This is a genomic window from Moraxella sp. CTOTU47915 (assembly GCF_031986685.1).
Taxonomy (GTDB): domain Bacteria; phylum Pseudomonadota; class Gammaproteobacteria; order Pseudomonadales; family Moraxellaceae; genus Faucicola; species Faucicola tetraodonis.
Genome location: NZ_DAMAAE010000005.1, coordinates 173,064 through 188,617 on the forward strand (window position 1 = coordinate 173,064; position 15,554 = coordinate 188,617).

Annotated in this window: 12 protein-coding genes; 6 read left to right on the top strand and 6 right to left on the bottom strand. The window is 42.0% G+C overall.

The features are described from left to right. Position 1: 1 nt before the first annotated feature. From bioB to aciT, 3 genes are all read right to left on the bottom strand, one after another. Positions 2 to 1,072, bottom strand: coding sequence for a biotin synthase BioB (gene bioB, locus RTL34_RS06040; RefSeq protein ID WP_312115444.1), 1,071 nt, complete (start codon positions 1,070 to 1,072; stop codon positions 2 to 4). A 112-nt stretch (positions 1,073 to 1,184) separates the two neighbouring features. After that, the gene (locus tag RTL34_RS06045) at positions 1,185 to 2,588 is read right to left on the bottom strand and encodes a hypothetical protein (RefSeq protein WP_065252165.1); all 1,404 of its coding nucleotides are present in this window, start codon (positions 2,586 to 2,588) and stop codon (positions 1,185 to 1,187) included. 342 nt (positions 2,589 to 2,930) lie between these two features. After that, positions 2,931 to 3,374: an AciT family ciprofloxacin tolerance protein gene (gene aciT / locus RTL34_RS06050; protein ID WP_312115448.1), complete on the bottom strand. Its 444-nt coding sequence runs from the start codon at positions 3,372 to 3,374 to the stop codon at positions 2,931 to 2,933. 572 nt (positions 3,375 to 3,946) lie between these two features. Between aciT and glyQ the strand changes: the two genes are divergently transcribed. The 5 genes from glyQ (at position 3,947) to RTL34_RS06075 (ending at position 11,575) form a co-directional block, all read left to right on the top strand. Next, positions 3,947 to 4,882 carry a glycine--tRNA ligase subunit alpha gene (glyQ, locus tag RTL34_RS06055; RefSeq protein WP_065253959.1) on the top strand — a complete coding sequence of 312 codons (936 nt, stop codon included), beginning with the start codon at positions 3,947 to 3,949 and terminating at the stop codon, positions 4,880 to 4,882. A 273-nt stretch (positions 4,883 to 5,155) separates the two neighbouring features. Continuing rightward, on the top strand, positions 5,156 to 6,025 hold the full coding sequence (locus RTL34_RS06060; RefSeq protein ID WP_312115450.1) for a sulfite exporter TauE/SafE family protein: 870 nt from the start codon (positions 5,156 to 5,158) through the stop codon (positions 6,023 to 6,025). Between the two features lie 122 nt (positions 6,026 to 6,147). Continuing rightward, a complete protein-coding gene (glyS, locus tag RTL34_RS06065) occupies positions 6,148 to 8,250 on the top strand; it encodes a glycine--tRNA ligase subunit beta (RefSeq protein ID WP_312115452.1) in 2,103 nt (700 codons plus the stop codon). Positions 8,251 to 8,612: 362 nt separating this feature from the next. Then, positions 8,613 to 10,058, top strand: a complete 1,446-nt coding sequence (locus RTL34_RS06070) for a hypothetical protein (RefSeq protein WP_312115454.1) — start codon at positions 8,613 to 8,615, stop codon at positions 10,056 to 10,058. A gap of 230 nt (positions 10,059 to 10,288) precedes the next feature. Beyond that, on the top strand, positions 10,289 to 11,575 hold the full coding sequence (locus tag RTL34_RS06075; RefSeq protein WP_312115456.1) for an O-acetylhomoserine aminocarboxypropyltransferase/cysteine synthase family protein: 1,287 nt from the start codon (positions 10,289 to 10,291) through the stop codon (positions 11,573 to 11,575). 143 nt (positions 11,576 to 11,718) lie between these two features. Here the strand turns inward: RTL34_RS06075 and tsf are convergent, their stop codons facing one another. The 3 genes from tsf to msrB all read right to left on the bottom strand — a co-directional run bounded on the left by tsf (position 11,719) and on the right by msrB (position 14,338). Further along, positions 11,719 to 12,597 (bottom strand): translation elongation factor Ts, encoded by an 879-nt coding sequence (gene tsf, locus RTL34_RS06080; protein ID WP_050324910.1) that lies wholly within the window; start codon positions 12,595 to 12,597, stop codon positions 11,719 to 11,721. Positions 12,598 to 12,825: 228 nt separating this feature from the next. Next, positions 12,826 to 13,596, bottom strand: coding sequence for a 30S ribosomal protein S2 (gene rpsB / locus RTL34_RS06085; RefSeq protein WP_007115803.1), 771 nt, complete (start codon positions 13,594 to 13,596; stop codon positions 12,826 to 12,828). Positions 13,597 to 13,867: 271 nt separating this feature from the next. Continuing rightward, the gene (gene msrB / locus RTL34_RS06090) at positions 13,868 to 14,338 is read right to left on the bottom strand and encodes a peptide-methionine (R)-S-oxide reductase MsrB (RefSeq protein ID WP_096489404.1); all 471 of its coding nucleotides are present in this window, start codon (positions 14,336 to 14,338) and stop codon (positions 13,868 to 13,870) included. 160 nt (positions 14,339 to 14,498) lie between these two features. Here msrB and map point away from each other — a divergent pair, with 160 nt between their 5' ends. Beyond that, positions 14,499 to 15,284 (top strand): type I methionyl aminopeptidase, encoded by a 786-nt coding sequence (gene map, locus RTL34_RS06095; RefSeq protein WP_062332270.1) that lies wholly within the window; start codon positions 14,499 to 14,501, stop codon positions 15,282 to 15,284. Positions 15,285 to 15,554 lie beyond the last annotated feature (270 nt).

Here is a 15,554-nt window from a genome sequence, read left to right on the forward strand (position 1 = left end):
ATCAAACGACAGCCAAACTCCCGATGCGACCATTCATCGCATTGGTCACCGGGATTTGTCTAGGCTCGGCTTTTTCAACCGTCAACCCTAAATCGGCAATCAACTGATCATCATGGTTGGTGGTAGCATTATCGGTGGTCAATAAACGATTCCCATAAAAGAAAGAATTGGCACCTGCCATAAACAGCATGGCTTGCTCTGCATCGGTTAGGCCTTCACGACCTGCGGCAATACGCACATAGCTAGTTGGGCAAGCAAGGCGCGTGACAGCAATGGTGCGAATCCACTCAAGCACAGGCAAGCGCGTGCCTTGCAGCTGATCTGCAATCGGCGTGCCTTCAATGGGTACCAGCATATTGATTGGGACTGATTCAGGGGGTTTCGGCAGATTAGCCAGTTCTGTGAGTAGGTTGATGCGGTCATCACGACTTTCACCCATACCGATGATACCACCTGAGCAAATATTAATGCCTGCTTGACGCACATGGTCAAGGGTAGTTAGACGGTCATCATAACTACGGGTGGTGACGATATGGTTATAGTACTCGCGTGAGGTATCAAGGTTATGGTTGTAGTAATCCAGTCCCGCTTCAGCAAGTACTTGCGCTTGGTTACCTGATAACATGCCAAGCGTCATGCAGGTTTCTAACCCCAATGCTTTGACTTCTTTAATGAGTTCAACCACATAGGGCATATCTCTATCGTTTGGGTGCTTCCATGCCGCACCCATACAAAAACGGCTAGAGCCAGCGGCTTTGGCTTTTTTGGCCTCGATAATCGCTTTTTGTACTTCGATTTTCTTTTCAGGTTGTAAGTCGGTGCTATGGTGTCCTGACTGTGAGCAATAGCCACAATCTTCAGGACAATTACCTGTTTTTATTGATAGCAGTGTACTGATTTGTACCGCATTGGGTGGAAAGTGTTCGCGAAGTTTGTTTTGCGCGAGCAATAGTAAATCCATCAAAGGTAATTCAAACCAAGCTTGGATTTGCTCGCGAGTTGGGCGGCTTTGGGGGGTCAGTGTGGTGCCAATCGGTTGCTCTGATTGTTGAATTGCTAATAAGTCTGCCATGACAGCTATAATCCTAATTAAAACAAAGCTAAAAATGATAAAAGGTGTCTCATCATACCAAAAAAAAACAACCACCTAAAGTGATTGTTTTTTATCATTTAATGACAATGGCTTACTTGTCTTGAGAGCTATCACCACGGGTAATGGAAATATTGGTGATAGGTGATTTATCATCAGTGACTGCGCTAGTTTTGACATTGTCGGCAATGACCTCATCAGACGCATGCTTTGCCTCAATTTCAGCAGATTTACGCAGCGCAGGCGTTAAGTTGTCATTATCGGCTGATTTGGCAAACACGTTGTCAGGACGGATACTATCATCATCTGCCGTACTATCTTGAGCATTAGTAGTATTTTTAGCCGCTTCATACTTCTCTTCGATGGCTTTATTATCGGATGCATCAGAATCACTCGTCGTTTCATCGGTCAGCTTTTGCTTAGCTTGTTCGACTTTATCTTTTGCCTCGCTGACTTTTTCTTTGGCTTCATCGTTTAGCGCATCTAGTTTGTCATCGGCTTGGGTTTTTAATTCCTCAACCTTTGATTTAGCATCATCTAGTTTTTCACCCGCCAAGCTTTTAACATCGGCTAATTTTTCAGCTGCTTGGTCTTTGACGTCTTCAAGCTTGGTTTTAGCATCCGCAAGTTTATCATCTTTGGCTGCTTTTGCTTCATCAAGCTTTTCAGTGGCAGTTTCTTTAGCGTCATCAATTTTATCAGCCGCTTGCGCTTTAACCTCATCCAACTTTTCTTTGGTTTCGCCAAGTTTTTCGTTAGCGGTGTCTTTAATATCCGCTAATTTTCCGCTCGCATCTTCTTTGAGTGCATCGATTTTTTCTTTGGCTTCGGTTTTTAGCTCATCAAATTTTTCCACCGCATCATCTTTAATTTCAGCCGCTTTCGCCTTAAGGGTGTCTAATTTGCTCGTAGCTTCAGAATCACTGTCAGCATTGACATCTTTGGTGTTGGCTTCATTAAAGTATTTGCTGCTACCAGATGCTTTACCCGCGCTCGCGCCCCCAATCATTGCTAGGGCTTTGCTGCAAAGTTCTTTAGCAAAAGGTGTGGCTTTTTCAATCAAGGGTTTTGCTTGTTCAACCACAGGTTTAAGTGGCTCAGGTACTTTTGGCACAATAAATTTTGCGATTTGGTTAAACCACATCAGCAGTGAATAATCACCGGACATTTTTAAGTCACCATTTTGGATGCCCGTCATAAATGCCGTCGCCTCACCTTTAGTGAGCAATTTCACACCCGTCATTGAGTCTTTAAAGGTAATCGTCAATGTTGGCTCTTTGGCTGGACCTGCATGTTGGCTAAAAGTACCGTTATTAATCTCATAATAGCGTGACGTTTGTTCCGCGTCGCTGCCGAGTTGAATGGTAAAATTACGGTTTTCTAATAAGCCTTTAAATTTGTCATCGCCCATTTTGGCAAGTTGGGTTAGACGCAAGCCAACGGCAAACAATAATACGTCAAGGGGATCTGATTTGATTTGGGTTAATTGAGATAACATACGTGTCCTCCAAAATTATAGATTTTATAGATATTGCAATACGCAAGGTCTTGAAATAAATGACGATACTTAAGTCACTCATTTCAAAGAAATTATAATTCGCTACTACAAACGATTTAATAGCTTTGTTATACACTATATTATAAGGTCATCCATGCCAAGTTACAGTAATGTTTAAACATATCAGTATCATTTTTTGTAATCAAAGCGTTTAATTTGTGTATTTAAACAGCGTTACACAGAACATCTTTTACCTTTTATCAAGCTAAAGCGCATAAAAAACCCATCAACATGATGGGTTAAATAACTAGCTATAGCGATAAGGTTACGAGGTTGTTATCACTATTTTGAGTCAAACACAGAGGCATGACGAACAAAGTTTTGATGAAAATCGGTATCTTTTTCTAACACCACAGGACGATGACCGGCGCTCATTTGGACACTACTTTTTAACATGGTTTGGTTGGTAGCAGCTTGACTTGCGGCTTTGTTGAACTTGGGTTTTCCATTTAATGCTATCACAATCGGAATCATCGATAAGCCAATAGCCGCCACATATGCATCCGTACCAGTCAATGGTGACAGCGTGACCACTGCCCAATGCAGCCCTTCCACCGAAATCCAGTACACCATGCCCAACATAAAATAGCCCAACACAAAACGATAAGGGGTAAACGCAATCGCTAGCATACCGACAGTCACTAGAACGATTAAAAACAACCAGTTAGAAGTTAACGACGTAGCAGCTAATAATAGACTTGCCGAAATAAGCATGGTTGACCTCATGAAAAGTTATTAAAAACAAGTACTTAACATAAATTAAGTAAAAGCTTGTACAGGGTATTATGGCGGTAAAAAATGAAAATTAAAAGTCAAAACCCAACTAAAACGACAATGGATGACGTATCAAATTTGGCTGATTTTTCTTAAAAAAAAGCGATTAAAAAAGCTAAAAGCGCATAAAAAAAGCTAACAATCAATCGTCAAAATCTCTTATTCAAGGGTAACAGGAATTTTCGTAAATCTAGTAAAAAAGTGCTAAAATGCGGTAACTGATTTGTCGCGAAATGTATATTGTTTTAATGCTTTGTAGTTTTGCCAGCCAATTAATTTGCTCAATAATCATGGCAATAGATCTAGCTAAAAAATTGGATAAGTTTGCTATTTTGGGCGTTTTAAGTAAAAATATCGTTCGGCAATTGTACTGCCTATTTTAAGTGCTATTTGCGACGCAAAAAAATTTAAATTTTTAATGTGACTAATTAAAAAAACTGACGCTTTATCAAAATCACGTGAACACCTATTTTGATAAACACGGTTTGCCTAATCACCGACTATATAGTGGTAATTCTCGTATGATGACGTTTCAACAATTGATTTTAACTTTGCAAAATTATTGGGCAGAAAAAGGCTGTGTGGTGTTACAGCCTTACGATATGGAAATGGGTGCAGGCACGTTTCATACCGCCACTTTCTTACGAGCATTAGGTCCAGAGCGTTGGCATGCCGCCTATGTACAGCCATCACGCCGTCCCACGGATGGTCGCTATGGCGATAACCCAAACCGGTTACAACATTATTATCAGTTCCAAGTGGTACTCAAACCCAATCCACCTGATATTCAAGAATTGTACTTGGGGTCACTCAAAGCGATTGGCATCGATACGCTAACCCATGACGTCCGCTTTGTAGAAGACAACTGGGAATCACCCACGCTCGGCGCTTGGGGGCTTGGTTGGGAAGTTTGGCTCAATGGCATGGAAGTTACCCAGTTTACTTACTTCCAGCAAGTCGGTGGTATTGAGTGTTTCCCAGTGACAGGAGAAATCACGTACGGTCTTGAGCGCCTTGCCATGTATATCCAAGGCGTGGACAGTGTGTATGACTTGGTATGGACGGATGGGGAATTTGGTCGTGTCACCTATGGTGATGTATTCCACCAAAACGAAGTAGAGCAATCGACCTACAATTTTGAACATGCCGATGTGGCAAAAATGTTTGAATTATTTGATTTTTATGAAAGCCAAGCCGATAAATTGGTCGGTCTTAATCTGCCGCTGCCTGCGTATGAAATGGTGCTTAAAGCGTCACATACCTTTAACTTGTTGGATGCGCGTGGGGCGATTTCAGTCACTGAGCGTCAGCGTTTTATTCTGCGTGTGCGTACCTTGGCGCGTAAGGTCGCACAAAGCTATGTAGAAACGCGCGCCAAATTGGGCTTCCCATTGGCGGATGACGCACATAAAGCCGATGCGTTAGAAAAATATCTACCAAAAGAAGCTATTTCAAAATAACAGATGAAAGAAGCGGATACATCACAATAGTTTCATCACATCGACGAAAAAATTTTCTTTGAACGGTCAAACTAAAAAAGGCAATAGATAGGTTCTATTGCCTTTTTTCATGCCTTATTTTATTGCTTATTTTGTTATCAACGCTAATAAAAAATATCAAATTATCAGAATATTCTAATCTCGCATATTTATATCAACAATCGCCACAGGGCAACGACGCGCTATTCTACTACAATAGCCGCAGCAAGTAAGCCATGTAATAAGGGGCGGTGAGTGGAACTTTATTTTATTTTAGCGGGTATTTTTGTCGGATTTTGCGTGGGTGTGACGGGTGTGGGCGGTGGGTCACTGATGACGCCGATTCTGATTTTACTGCTAAAAGTAGAGCCGCATATTGCTGTCGGCACCGATTTGCTATACGCCGCTATTTCCAAGTTTTTTGGTGGTGTGGTACATTTTAAAAAATCAAATGTCGTTTGGCCAATCGTGCTATGGCTAGCGATTGGTAGTATTCCAGCCTCTATTGTCACCAATTATCTCGTCGCTACTTACTTGGGTAATATTAACGCCATCAAACTAATCATGACCTTGATATTGGGCGTGATGTTGACCATTACCGGGATTTCGCTGATTTTTCGCAACCGTATCGAGGCGTTTTTTGACAAATACCGCAAAACTGACCAAACTGACAGTCTCACCTCCCAAATCCCCAAATATAAATTGGTGCTGATGGGCATATTGCTCGGGGTAGTAGTGACCTTATCGTCGGTTGGGGCAGGGGCATTTGGCGTCATGGCGCTGGTGCTCATTTTTCCCCAATTGCCCCTCATTCGTATCATCGGCTCGGATGTGGTACATGCGGTGCTATTAACTTTGGTCGCAGGTCTCGGGCATTTGCTGTCAGGCAGTGTGGATTTTCACATGTTGACCTTTTTGCTCATTGGCGCGATTCCTGCCATTATTGTAGGCACATTATTGAGCAGTAAACTACCTGAGAAAAAATTGCGCCCGATTTTAGGGGTGACGCTGTTGCTGTTAGGCATTAACTTTGTGGTCAATCCTGCCAAAGCCAAACCAAAAGCGGCACCAAATACGCCAGTCGCCAAAACCGCTGTAACGACTTCGGCAAGCGCCAGCCAATAAGTTTAATTTTCGTTTTGCGCTGATGGTTTTCTTGATTTGCCCCAATGATGGGGCATTTTTATGGCTTAAATTTCTGCTATAATCGCCTATATTTACCCTATTTGAATCAACAAGGCTTTAGCATGTCTACTATTTTATTTGAACTTGGCACCGAAGAATTGCCCCCAAAAAATCTAAAAACATTGCGCGATGCACTTAACGACCATGTCACCCAATCGCTAACAGATGCCAATATTCGCTTTGATACCATTAAAAGCTTTGCCGCCCCGCGTCGCCTTGCCTTGCAGATTCAAGGAATTAGTGAAAAACAGCCCGATAAAATCGAACAAAAACGCGGTCCTGCAGTCAAAGCTGCCTATGACAAGGACGGTAATCCAACCAAAGCGGCACAAGGGTTTGCCCAAGGCTTGGGTATTGACGTCAAGGATTTGATTACCATCAAAGGTGATAAAGGCGATTATATCGGCTATGAAATGAATGTCATCGGTCAGCCTGTGGCTGAGTTACTGCCGAGTATTTTTCAAAAAGCCTTAGATGAGTTGCCGATTGCCAAACGCATGCGCAGTGGCGCAGAGCGTTCTGAGTTTGTTCGCCCTGTCAAATGGTTGGTGCTACTCAAAGACGACCAAGTACTGCCAGCGACGATTCAAGGATTAACGTCGGGTGAGACAGGGTCGCAGGGCGTTGAATTGGGTCGTTATAGTCTTGGACATCGTTTCCATCATCCTGATAAGGTTAGAATTGACACGGCGGACAGCTATGAGCAAAACCTTGCCGAGGCGCACGTTATCGCTGATTTTGACAAACGCCAACAACAGATTAAAACGCAAGTCCAACAGCTTGCCGATGAAGTAGGCGCGACTGCTATCGTACCACAAGATTTGCTTGATGAAGTTACTGCGCTGGTCGATTATCCAGTAGCGCTACGCGCAAGCTTTGAGCCACGATTTTTACAAGTGCCACAAGAGGCCTTGATTAGCACCATGCAGGCGGATCAAAAATATTTTTGTTTGACTGACAGCCAAGGTAAATTACAGCCTTATTTTATCTTTATCAGTAACATCGACAGTAAAGATAAAGCGCAAGTGATTGCCGGTAACGAAAAAGTGGTACGTCCACGCCTTGCTGATGCTGAGTTTTTCTTTTTACAAGACCAAAAACAGCCATTGTTTGCGCTGACTGAAAATCTTAAAACCCGCGTATTCCAAGATAAGTTAGGGACAATTTGGGAAAAATCTGAGCGTATTGCCAAGCTAGCTGCCTTTATTGCTACCCAAATTGGCGAAGACGTTGAGCAAACGGCACGGGCAGGCTTGCTGTCAAAAGCAGACCTTGCCAGTACCTTGGTGGGTGAATTTCCAGAATTACAAGGCGTGGCAGGGACTTACTATGCGCGTTTAAACCAAGAGCCAGAAGCGGTGGCGGCGGCAATCGAAGAGCAATATCTGCCAAAATTTAGCGGTGATAAATTACCGGCGACCAACATTGGAACGGCACTGGCATTAGCAGACCGTTTGGATACGCTGGTCGGTATTTTTGGCATTGACCAAGCGCCAACGGGTTCAAAAGACCCGTTTAGTCTGCGCCGCGCGGCGATTGGGGTACTGCGTATTTTGATTGAGAAACAACTGCCACTAAATCTAGTAGTATTGCTTGAGCAAGCTTTATTGGGTTATGTAGGCAAAATTGATGACTTACCAAAAACTTTTAAACAAGTGATGGAGTTTATCAATTCACGCTACCGTGCCATGTATGAAGACCAAGGCGTGAGCGTGGATACAATTATGGCGGTACAGGCGCTACAACCGCAAGTGCCAATGGATTTTGACCATCGTATCAAAGCCGTCCAAGCTTTCCGTGATTTGCCACCCGCCAAACAACTTGCCGAGGCCAATAAACGTGTTGCCAATATTTTAGCCAAGGCTGAGGGTGAGATTGCAAGCCAAATACAAACGGCTTATTTACAAGAACCTGCCGAAAAAGCATTGTACCAAGCGGTGCAAACTGCAGCGCAAAGTATTGAGCCGCATCAACACACTGACAACGCCAACCACACCCAGATTTTACAATCTCTAGCGACACTGCAGCAGCCATTGGATGACTTCTTTGAGCAGGTGATGGTGAATAGTGAAGATGCTAACCTCAAAGCCAATCGATTGGCGTTGCTAAAAAAAGTGCGTGGGTTATTTTTAACGGTTGCAGATATCAGTGAGTTACAGCTATAAGCTAATTTAGATACGAGTCAACGCTTTAATCATAGGGCTTCGATACTATCGCTTTAATACCCCTGCTTTAATATCATTGGTTAAACCCATACTGACAACGGTCATTATGGGTTTTTTTACAAGCCAAAGATACTTTTACACTTGTTTTTGCTAAATTGGCAGGCTAGTTTATGCGTATTTGATACTATTTTAAGGGTGTTTTTGTCTGAATTGCTCTCTAGGGTTTATGATGGTATAAGCAGTATAACCCATATAACCAGGTTCAAAGCTTTTGGTAAATTGTGTATTTAATGGTGAGTTTTATCTATTATTTATTTTTTCTAATTTATCTTTTCTAATTTATCTTGGTCTAGGGTAATTACGTGAAAGTCAGCAATAACGATAGCTTGTTTCAATATATGGTGCGTACCAAAAGGTATCGGCTTCTTTTACAAAGCTTAGTGGTGCTGTGTTTGTTTGTGCTATCATTCGTGATTATCAATGTATACATTGCGCGTTTTTTAACCCAGTCTACCCAGCATATGGATATCATTGGCAACATCAGTGATTTGACGCTTGAGATAGCAACCAGTGCGCAGCATCTAACAGTAACGCCTCACAACGATAGTCAACAAATCATTCAGACCTTACAAAAACAGGCGGCTGAGTTAGACGGTTATATGGCACAGTTGTCCCGCTATCCAAAGCAAGAAACGGCGATGGATGAATTTGCCATTATTTGGCAAGACTATCGCCAAAGAATCGCGCAAGTCTCTGAGCAAGATGAAAAAGGCAAAGTTGAATTGGCTGAGTTTGCTTATCATAACCAAGCCAAAATTTGGTCGTTGATGAATATTGGCTATGACACTTATCTCAATGACACCTACCGTACCGCAGATTATTCGCGCTATTTGACCTATTGCAGTTTTTTTGCTTTGATAGCCTATATCATCTTTTTTATCCATTACACCATCAGACACATGTATCACGATGATGTGGCGATTGATAAAGCGCAGACCGATATGCGCGATATCATGAACACAGTCAAAAAAGGCTTGTTTCTCATCGATGATAAAATGGTCATTGGTGAGCATTATTCCAAAAAACTAGAGCAGTTATTGGGGCGCAAGCAGTTAGCTGGGCTTACATTACCCCAGTTGTTACAAAATATGGTCAGCGAAAAAGATATCAGAGCGACACAGCATTTTATCAATTACCTGTACCAATCCAACGTGGATGAAGAGTTGATTCAAGATATCAACCCACTTAAAACAGTCGAGTTGATTTTTTTAGATGAAACAGGCGTTACCAACAAGAAATACCTGCATTTTGAATTTTTACGGGTGGTGAAAAGCGCGAATAAAAAATCTATTCATTTATTTGTCAGCGTGGTAGATATTACCGAAACGGTGCTTTTAACAAAGCAAATCGATAAGGTAAAAGATGAATACCATAAATTTATCAGTCGTGCCGTCTATCTATTAAGTTTAGATACGCAAACAGTTGATGATTTTATTGCCACCAAAAGAGCCACTGTTGCGGTCATAACGGATACCTTATATGGGCAGGTATTGGACAAAGAGCAGTTAGTGACAAAAGCCAAGACCTTGCTAACAATAACACAAACACTAGCAGATGATACCCAAGTTTTACGTCTCAAACAATATGATGATGTTGTCAATAGTTTGGTGTATGAGCTAAAACATTTAACTCGGCTATCTCATATTCAAACCAATGATTTTACGAGCTTTATGCTTAAACTTGATTCCTATCAAGAGATGTTGAATTTAACTGAACATTTAATCAATGAACAAGCCGAGCAAGCCTGATTAATTATCTATAAAAAATTAAAACTCACATCAGCTATAGTTTACAATGTACTGTCTTATAGCTGTGTTAAACGCGGGCGTTTAGACGCCAATTCACCACGAATCGATATTCCAAAAAACAGCATTAATGTTCCAATAATGCTCTATTGTGAATTTGCAAAACTGATTAATAACTCGTTACAATGCAAAAGAGATTTTTTTGCTAATTAAACTAAATTAAAGGAATATGTATGAGCCCACCGCATCGCCCAGAAACGCTCGCCATTCATGCAGGGTACGAACCAGAACCGACCACCAAAGCTGTCGCTGTCCCTATCTACCACACCAGTTCGTATGCCTTTGATAACACCCAACACGGTGCTGACCTTTTTGATCTTAAAGTTGCCGGCAATATCTACACCCGTATCATGAACCCAACCAATGCGGTGCTTGAAGCGCGTATGGCAGCGTTAGAAGGCGGCATCGGTGCATTGACGGTGGCATCCGGGATGGCGGCGATTACTTATACCATCCAAACCCTATGTGAGGCAGGCGATAACATCGTCTCAGTATCAACTTTGTATGGCGGTACTTACAACTTATTTGCCCATGCGTTGCCACGTCAAGGTATCGAAGTGCGTTTCTTTGATTATACCAAACCTGAGACTTTGGTTGATTTGATTGATGAGCGTACCAAACTGATATTTGGTGAAAGTATTGGCAATCCATTGGGTAATGTGCTAGATATCGCAAAAATTAGCGAATTTGCTCATAGCAAAGGTGTACCTGTGGTGATTGATAACACCGTCGCCACGCCAACATTGTGCCGTCCATTTGAGCATGGTGCTGATATTGTGATTCATTCATTGACCAAATATGTGAGTGGTTCGGGCACGTCGGTGGGTGGTGTGATTATCGATAGTGGCAAATTTGATTGGGGCGCTCACAAAGAACGTTTCGCGATTTTAAATACCCCAGATGCCAGCTATCATGGTGTCAATTTTGTCGAAGCCATGGGTGCTGCGGCGTTTATTGCACGTGCACGCGTTGCGCCCTTACGTAATACCGGTGCGGCACTAAGCCCAATGAATGCTTGGCAAATTATGCTTGGGCTAGAGACGTTAGCCTTGCGTATGGAGCGACATTGCCAAAATGCCCAAGCCGTGGCAGAATTTTTAAACCATCATCCACAAGTGGCTTGGGTCAAGTACGCAGGATTAACCGACCATCCAGAGCATAAGCTTGCGCAAACATACTTTGGTGGTAAGCCATCAGCGATTCTAACCTTTGGGTTAAAAGGCGGCCGTGAAGCAGGGGCGAAATTCATTGATGCGCTACAATTAATTACCCGTCTGGTCAATATTGGTGATGCCAAGTCACTTGCTTGCCATCCCGCCACTACCACGCACCGCCAGTTAAATGCTGAAGAGTTGCAAAAAGCAGGTGTCAGCGAAGACATGATTCGTTTATCCATTGGTATTGAGCATATTGAGGACATCAAAGCTGACCTTGAGCAAGCGTTAGCCGCAGCCAATTAATCGCTTCATCTACAAATAATCGCTTCACATAAAAAAGCGAGCCTTCAACTCGCTTTTTTGAATTTAAAAAAAAATTAGACAAAAAAATACCCCAAATTTATGGGGTATTTTTAATAAGTCTACAACCTAGCGGTTTTCACTTATTATTTAGCTGCTGCTGCTTGAGCCGCTGCTACTTCTTCAGCGAAGTTTTCTTGTTTTTTCTCGATGCCTTCACCCACTTCTAAGCGTTTGAATGCTTTAACCGTCATACCTTCAGACTTTAATATATCGCCAACTTTTTTCTCGTTGTCGATAACGTAAGGTTGGTTCAACAAAGTCACTTCATTCAAGTACTTTTGTAGACCACCGGTGATCATTTTTTCAATCACGGCGTCTGGTTTGCCAGATTCTTTCGCTTTCGCTTCGATGATGTCTTTTTCACGTGCTAGCGTATCAGCAGGTACATTGGCTTCATCAACAGCGATTGGGTTGAATGCCGCAACTTGCATCGCTACATGTTTTGCGGTGTCAGCGTTACCGCCTTCAACAGAAACCACTACACCAATACGAATACCGTGACGGTAAGAGGCTAGGTTGTCACCTTCAATCACTTCTGCACGACGTACTTGGATGTTTTCACCGATTTTTTGTACGAGCTCAACACGGGCTTCTTCAACCGTTTGACCATCGCCATATGGCAATGCAGAGATAGCCGCTACATCAGTGGTATCGTTAGCAAGCGCCAGTTCAGCTACTTTGTTTGCAAATGCGGTGAAGTTAGCATCTTTTGCCACGAAGTCAGTTTGACAGTTTACTTCAAGTAGTAAGGCTTTGTTACCTTCTTGAGCGATAATGATAGCACCATCAGCAGCAATGTTACCTGCTTTTTTAGCAGCTTTTGCTTGACCTGATTTACGCAGGTTATCGATTGCGGTTTCGATGTCGCCGTCTGCTTCTTGCAGGGCTTTTTTACATTCCATCATACCAAGACCTGTACGGTCACGTAATTCTTTTACCAGTTTTGCACTAATTTCTGCCATGAGATACCTCAATTGATTATCATTATAGATGAGAATTGGGTTGTTTATTGTCTAAACATTTGAAGATTAAAGGACAAAAATGGGTGATTTTTGCCCTTTAATATTACGCTACAAATTCGAATTTTTAGAAGCTAATTTTGTGTTTACTCATCAAAGTTAGTTTATAAAATTTTGATGACAGTATCATAACAACCCAAGCAATGCGCTGCTATGATACTACGGTAACCCTTATTCTGCCGCAGCTTCTGCGGGTGCTTCAGTTACTTCTTCTTGATTTGCTGCTTTGCCGCCTTGAGTTTTAGCGTATTCTTTACCAGCGATAATTGCATCTGCAACCGCTGATACGTATAGCGTTACCGCACGAATCGCATCGTCATTGGCAGGAATGACATAATCTACGTCATCTGGGTTTGAGTTTGTATCAACGATACCGATGACAGGGATACCTAAGTTTTTTGCTTCTTTGATTGCAATCGCTTCATGGTCAACGTCAACCACAAAAATTGCATCAGGTAGACCGTTCATGTTTTTGATACCGCCTAAGGCACGCTCAAGTTTTTCCATTTCGCGAGTACGCTCTAACGCTTCACGTTTGGTTAACTTTGCAAACGTACCATCTTCAGCTTGTTTTTCGTATTCTTTCAAACGAGTGATTGACTGACGGATGGTTTTCCAGTTGGTTAACATGCCACCTAACCAGCGATGGTCAACATAAGGCATACCAGCGCGAGCGGCTTGTTCGCTGATAACGTTGCTTGCTGCACGTTTAGTACCAACAAATAGTACTTTGTTGCCACGTGCTGCTTCACGATTTACGAAGTTTAGTGCTTCGTTCATCGCTTTAACGGTGTGCTCAAGGTTGATGATGTGAATTTTGTTACGTGCACCAAAAATAAATTTGCCCATTTTTGGATTCCAAAAACGAGTTTGGTGACCAAAGTGTGCACCGGCTTCTAAAAGATCACGCATTGAAACTTGGGTAGGATTAGCTGACGCCATGAGATTTCCTTAAGTAAAGTTGGGTTATGCCTCCACATTACCGATTAAGCCGATTTGCAAACACGCATCAAAATCTACAGGATTTTAATTAATCAAATTTGCAAACACCCAGCTTAACTCTTATCAAGTTTGTTAGCTTGAAAATAGCAATGTGTGTGTCATGTTAGTAAATAAAAAAAGCAATCTGCCATTTCAAGATAAAATGACAAACTGCTATTTTAACACATTTTTATATGGTTAAGCTATATGTTTTAGCAAATGCAGATGGTAATTATTCAACCAATCCGATTAAGTCACCATAACCTTCTTGTTCCATCTCATCTACAGGGATAAAACGTAGCGATGCGCCATTGATGCAATAGCGCATGCCGCCAAGCTCAGGAAGACCGTCATTAAACACATGGCCTAAATGCGAATCAGCAACACGGCTGCGTACTTCAGTACGTCGCATACCGTGACTGTCATCAAACAATTCATTGATTACTGCTGTATCAATCGGTTTGCTAAAGGCGGGCCAACCACAACCTGAGTCATACTTATCTGATGAGCTAAAAAGCGGCTCACCGCTGACAATATCCACATAGATACCACGTTCAAATTGGTGATCATACTCATGGCTAAAAGGGCGTTCAGTGCCGTTTTGCTGTGTCACATAATATTGCTCATCATTCAAATTTGCCTTGATTTCAGCTTCAGACGGTCTTACATACTTTTGTGTATCGATATTAATTGAATTAGCCATAGACGTTCCTAACCCTTGTTGTCATTGTAGAATATCACAATAGTTACAACCCGTCCAAAATTCAAGTAACAACTGTTTAAACAAATAGTAGTTTTGTGAAAAAGGCGAAAAGGGCTATAATACGTCTTCTTAAATTTTTGCAAAATCAGATAATTATTGTATGAAAACACTATTAAATAACCCTGAAGCCGTTGAAAAAATGCGCGTCGCTGGTAAATTGGCCGCCGATGTTTTAGTGATGTTAGATGAATATGTCAAAGAAGGTGTAACGACAGGGGCATTAGACAAGCTTGCCCACGACTATATTGTTGATGTCCAAAAAGCCATTCCTGCCAATGTCGGCTATCATGGCTACCAGCACACGCTTTGTACTTCAATCAACCATGTGGTTTGTCACGGTATTCCCGATGACAGCCGTATCCTAAAAGATGGCGATATCGTCAATATCGATGTCACAGTGATAAAAGATGGCTATCATGGTGATACTTCAAAAATGTGGATTATCGGTGAAGGATCTATCATGGCGCAGCGTATCTGCAAAATTGCCCAAGACGCACTATATGCAGGGATGAAAGCTGTTCGCAATGGCGCCTATGTAGGCGATATTGGCGCAGCGATTCAAGCGGTGGCTGAACCCGAGCGTTTTAGCGTAGTAAGAGAATATTGCGGACATGGAATTAGTGACGTATACCATGATGAACCACAAATTCTGCACTATGGTAAAAAAAATACCGGTTTACAACTGACGACAGGCATGACATTTACCATTGAACCAATGATTAACCAAGGTGTATGGCAAACCAAAACCTTACCCGATAAATGGACGGTAATTACTAAAGACCGTAAATTGTCCGCCCAATGGGAACACACACTGATGGTCACTGAAAACGGCTGTGAAGTGTTTACCAAGCGTCCAGAAGAAGATTTGAGTTTTTTAAACAGTTAAAATATGAATGAAATCATCGGTATAAAAGAAAGTTAGCCATTATTTTAAAATTATTTATATTTTCCTGTTGACACCCATTCTAATTCACGTATAATACGCCACCACTGAGCGACGAAGAGTTTACAAATAAGTAAAACAAGTTACGAAGCTTAGAAAGAATTAAAATAAAGCTTGACAGAGTAAAACAAAACGTATTACAATATCAAGCTCACCAGATGATAGACGATATCTTTGGTACACTAAATAACAACGAACACAAGAACAACTTGT

Coding starts and splice junctions, on each gene's coding strand:
- glyQ (WP_065253959.1), top strand. CDS start 3,947: ATGACGTTTCAACAATTGATTTTAACTTTGCAAAATTATTGGGCAGAA.
- RTL34_RS06045 (WP_065252165.1), bottom strand. CDS start 2,588: ATGTTATCTCAATTAACCCAAATCAAATCAGATCCCCTTGACGTATTA.
- RTL34_RS06075 (WP_312115456.1), top strand. CDS start 10,289: ATGAGCCCACCGCATCGCCCAGAAACGCTCGCCATTCATGCAGGGTAC.
- tsf (WP_050324910.1), bottom strand. CDS start 12,597: ATGGCAGAAATTAGTGCAAAACTGGTAAAAGAATTACGTGACCGTACA.
- msrB (WP_096489404.1), bottom strand. CDS start 14,338: ATGGCTAATTCAATTAATATCGATACACAAAAGTATGTAAGACCGTCT.
- map (WP_062332270.1), top strand. CDS start 14,499: ATGAAAACACTATTAAATAACCCTGAAGCCGTTGAAAAAATGCGCGTC.
- glyS (WP_312115452.1), top strand. CDS start 6,148: ATGTCTACTATTTTATTTGAACTTGGCACCGAAGAATTGCCCCCAAAA.
- aciT (WP_312115448.1), bottom strand. CDS start 3,374: ATGAGGTCAACCATGCTTATTTCGGCAAGTCTATTATTAGCTGCTACG.
- rpsB (WP_007115803.1), bottom strand. CDS start 13,596: ATGGCGTCAGCTAATCCTACCCAAGTTTCAATGCGTGATCTTTTAGAA.
- bioB (WP_312115444.1), bottom strand. CDS start 1,072: ATGGCAGACTTATTAGCAATTCAACAATCAGAGCAACCGATTGGCACC.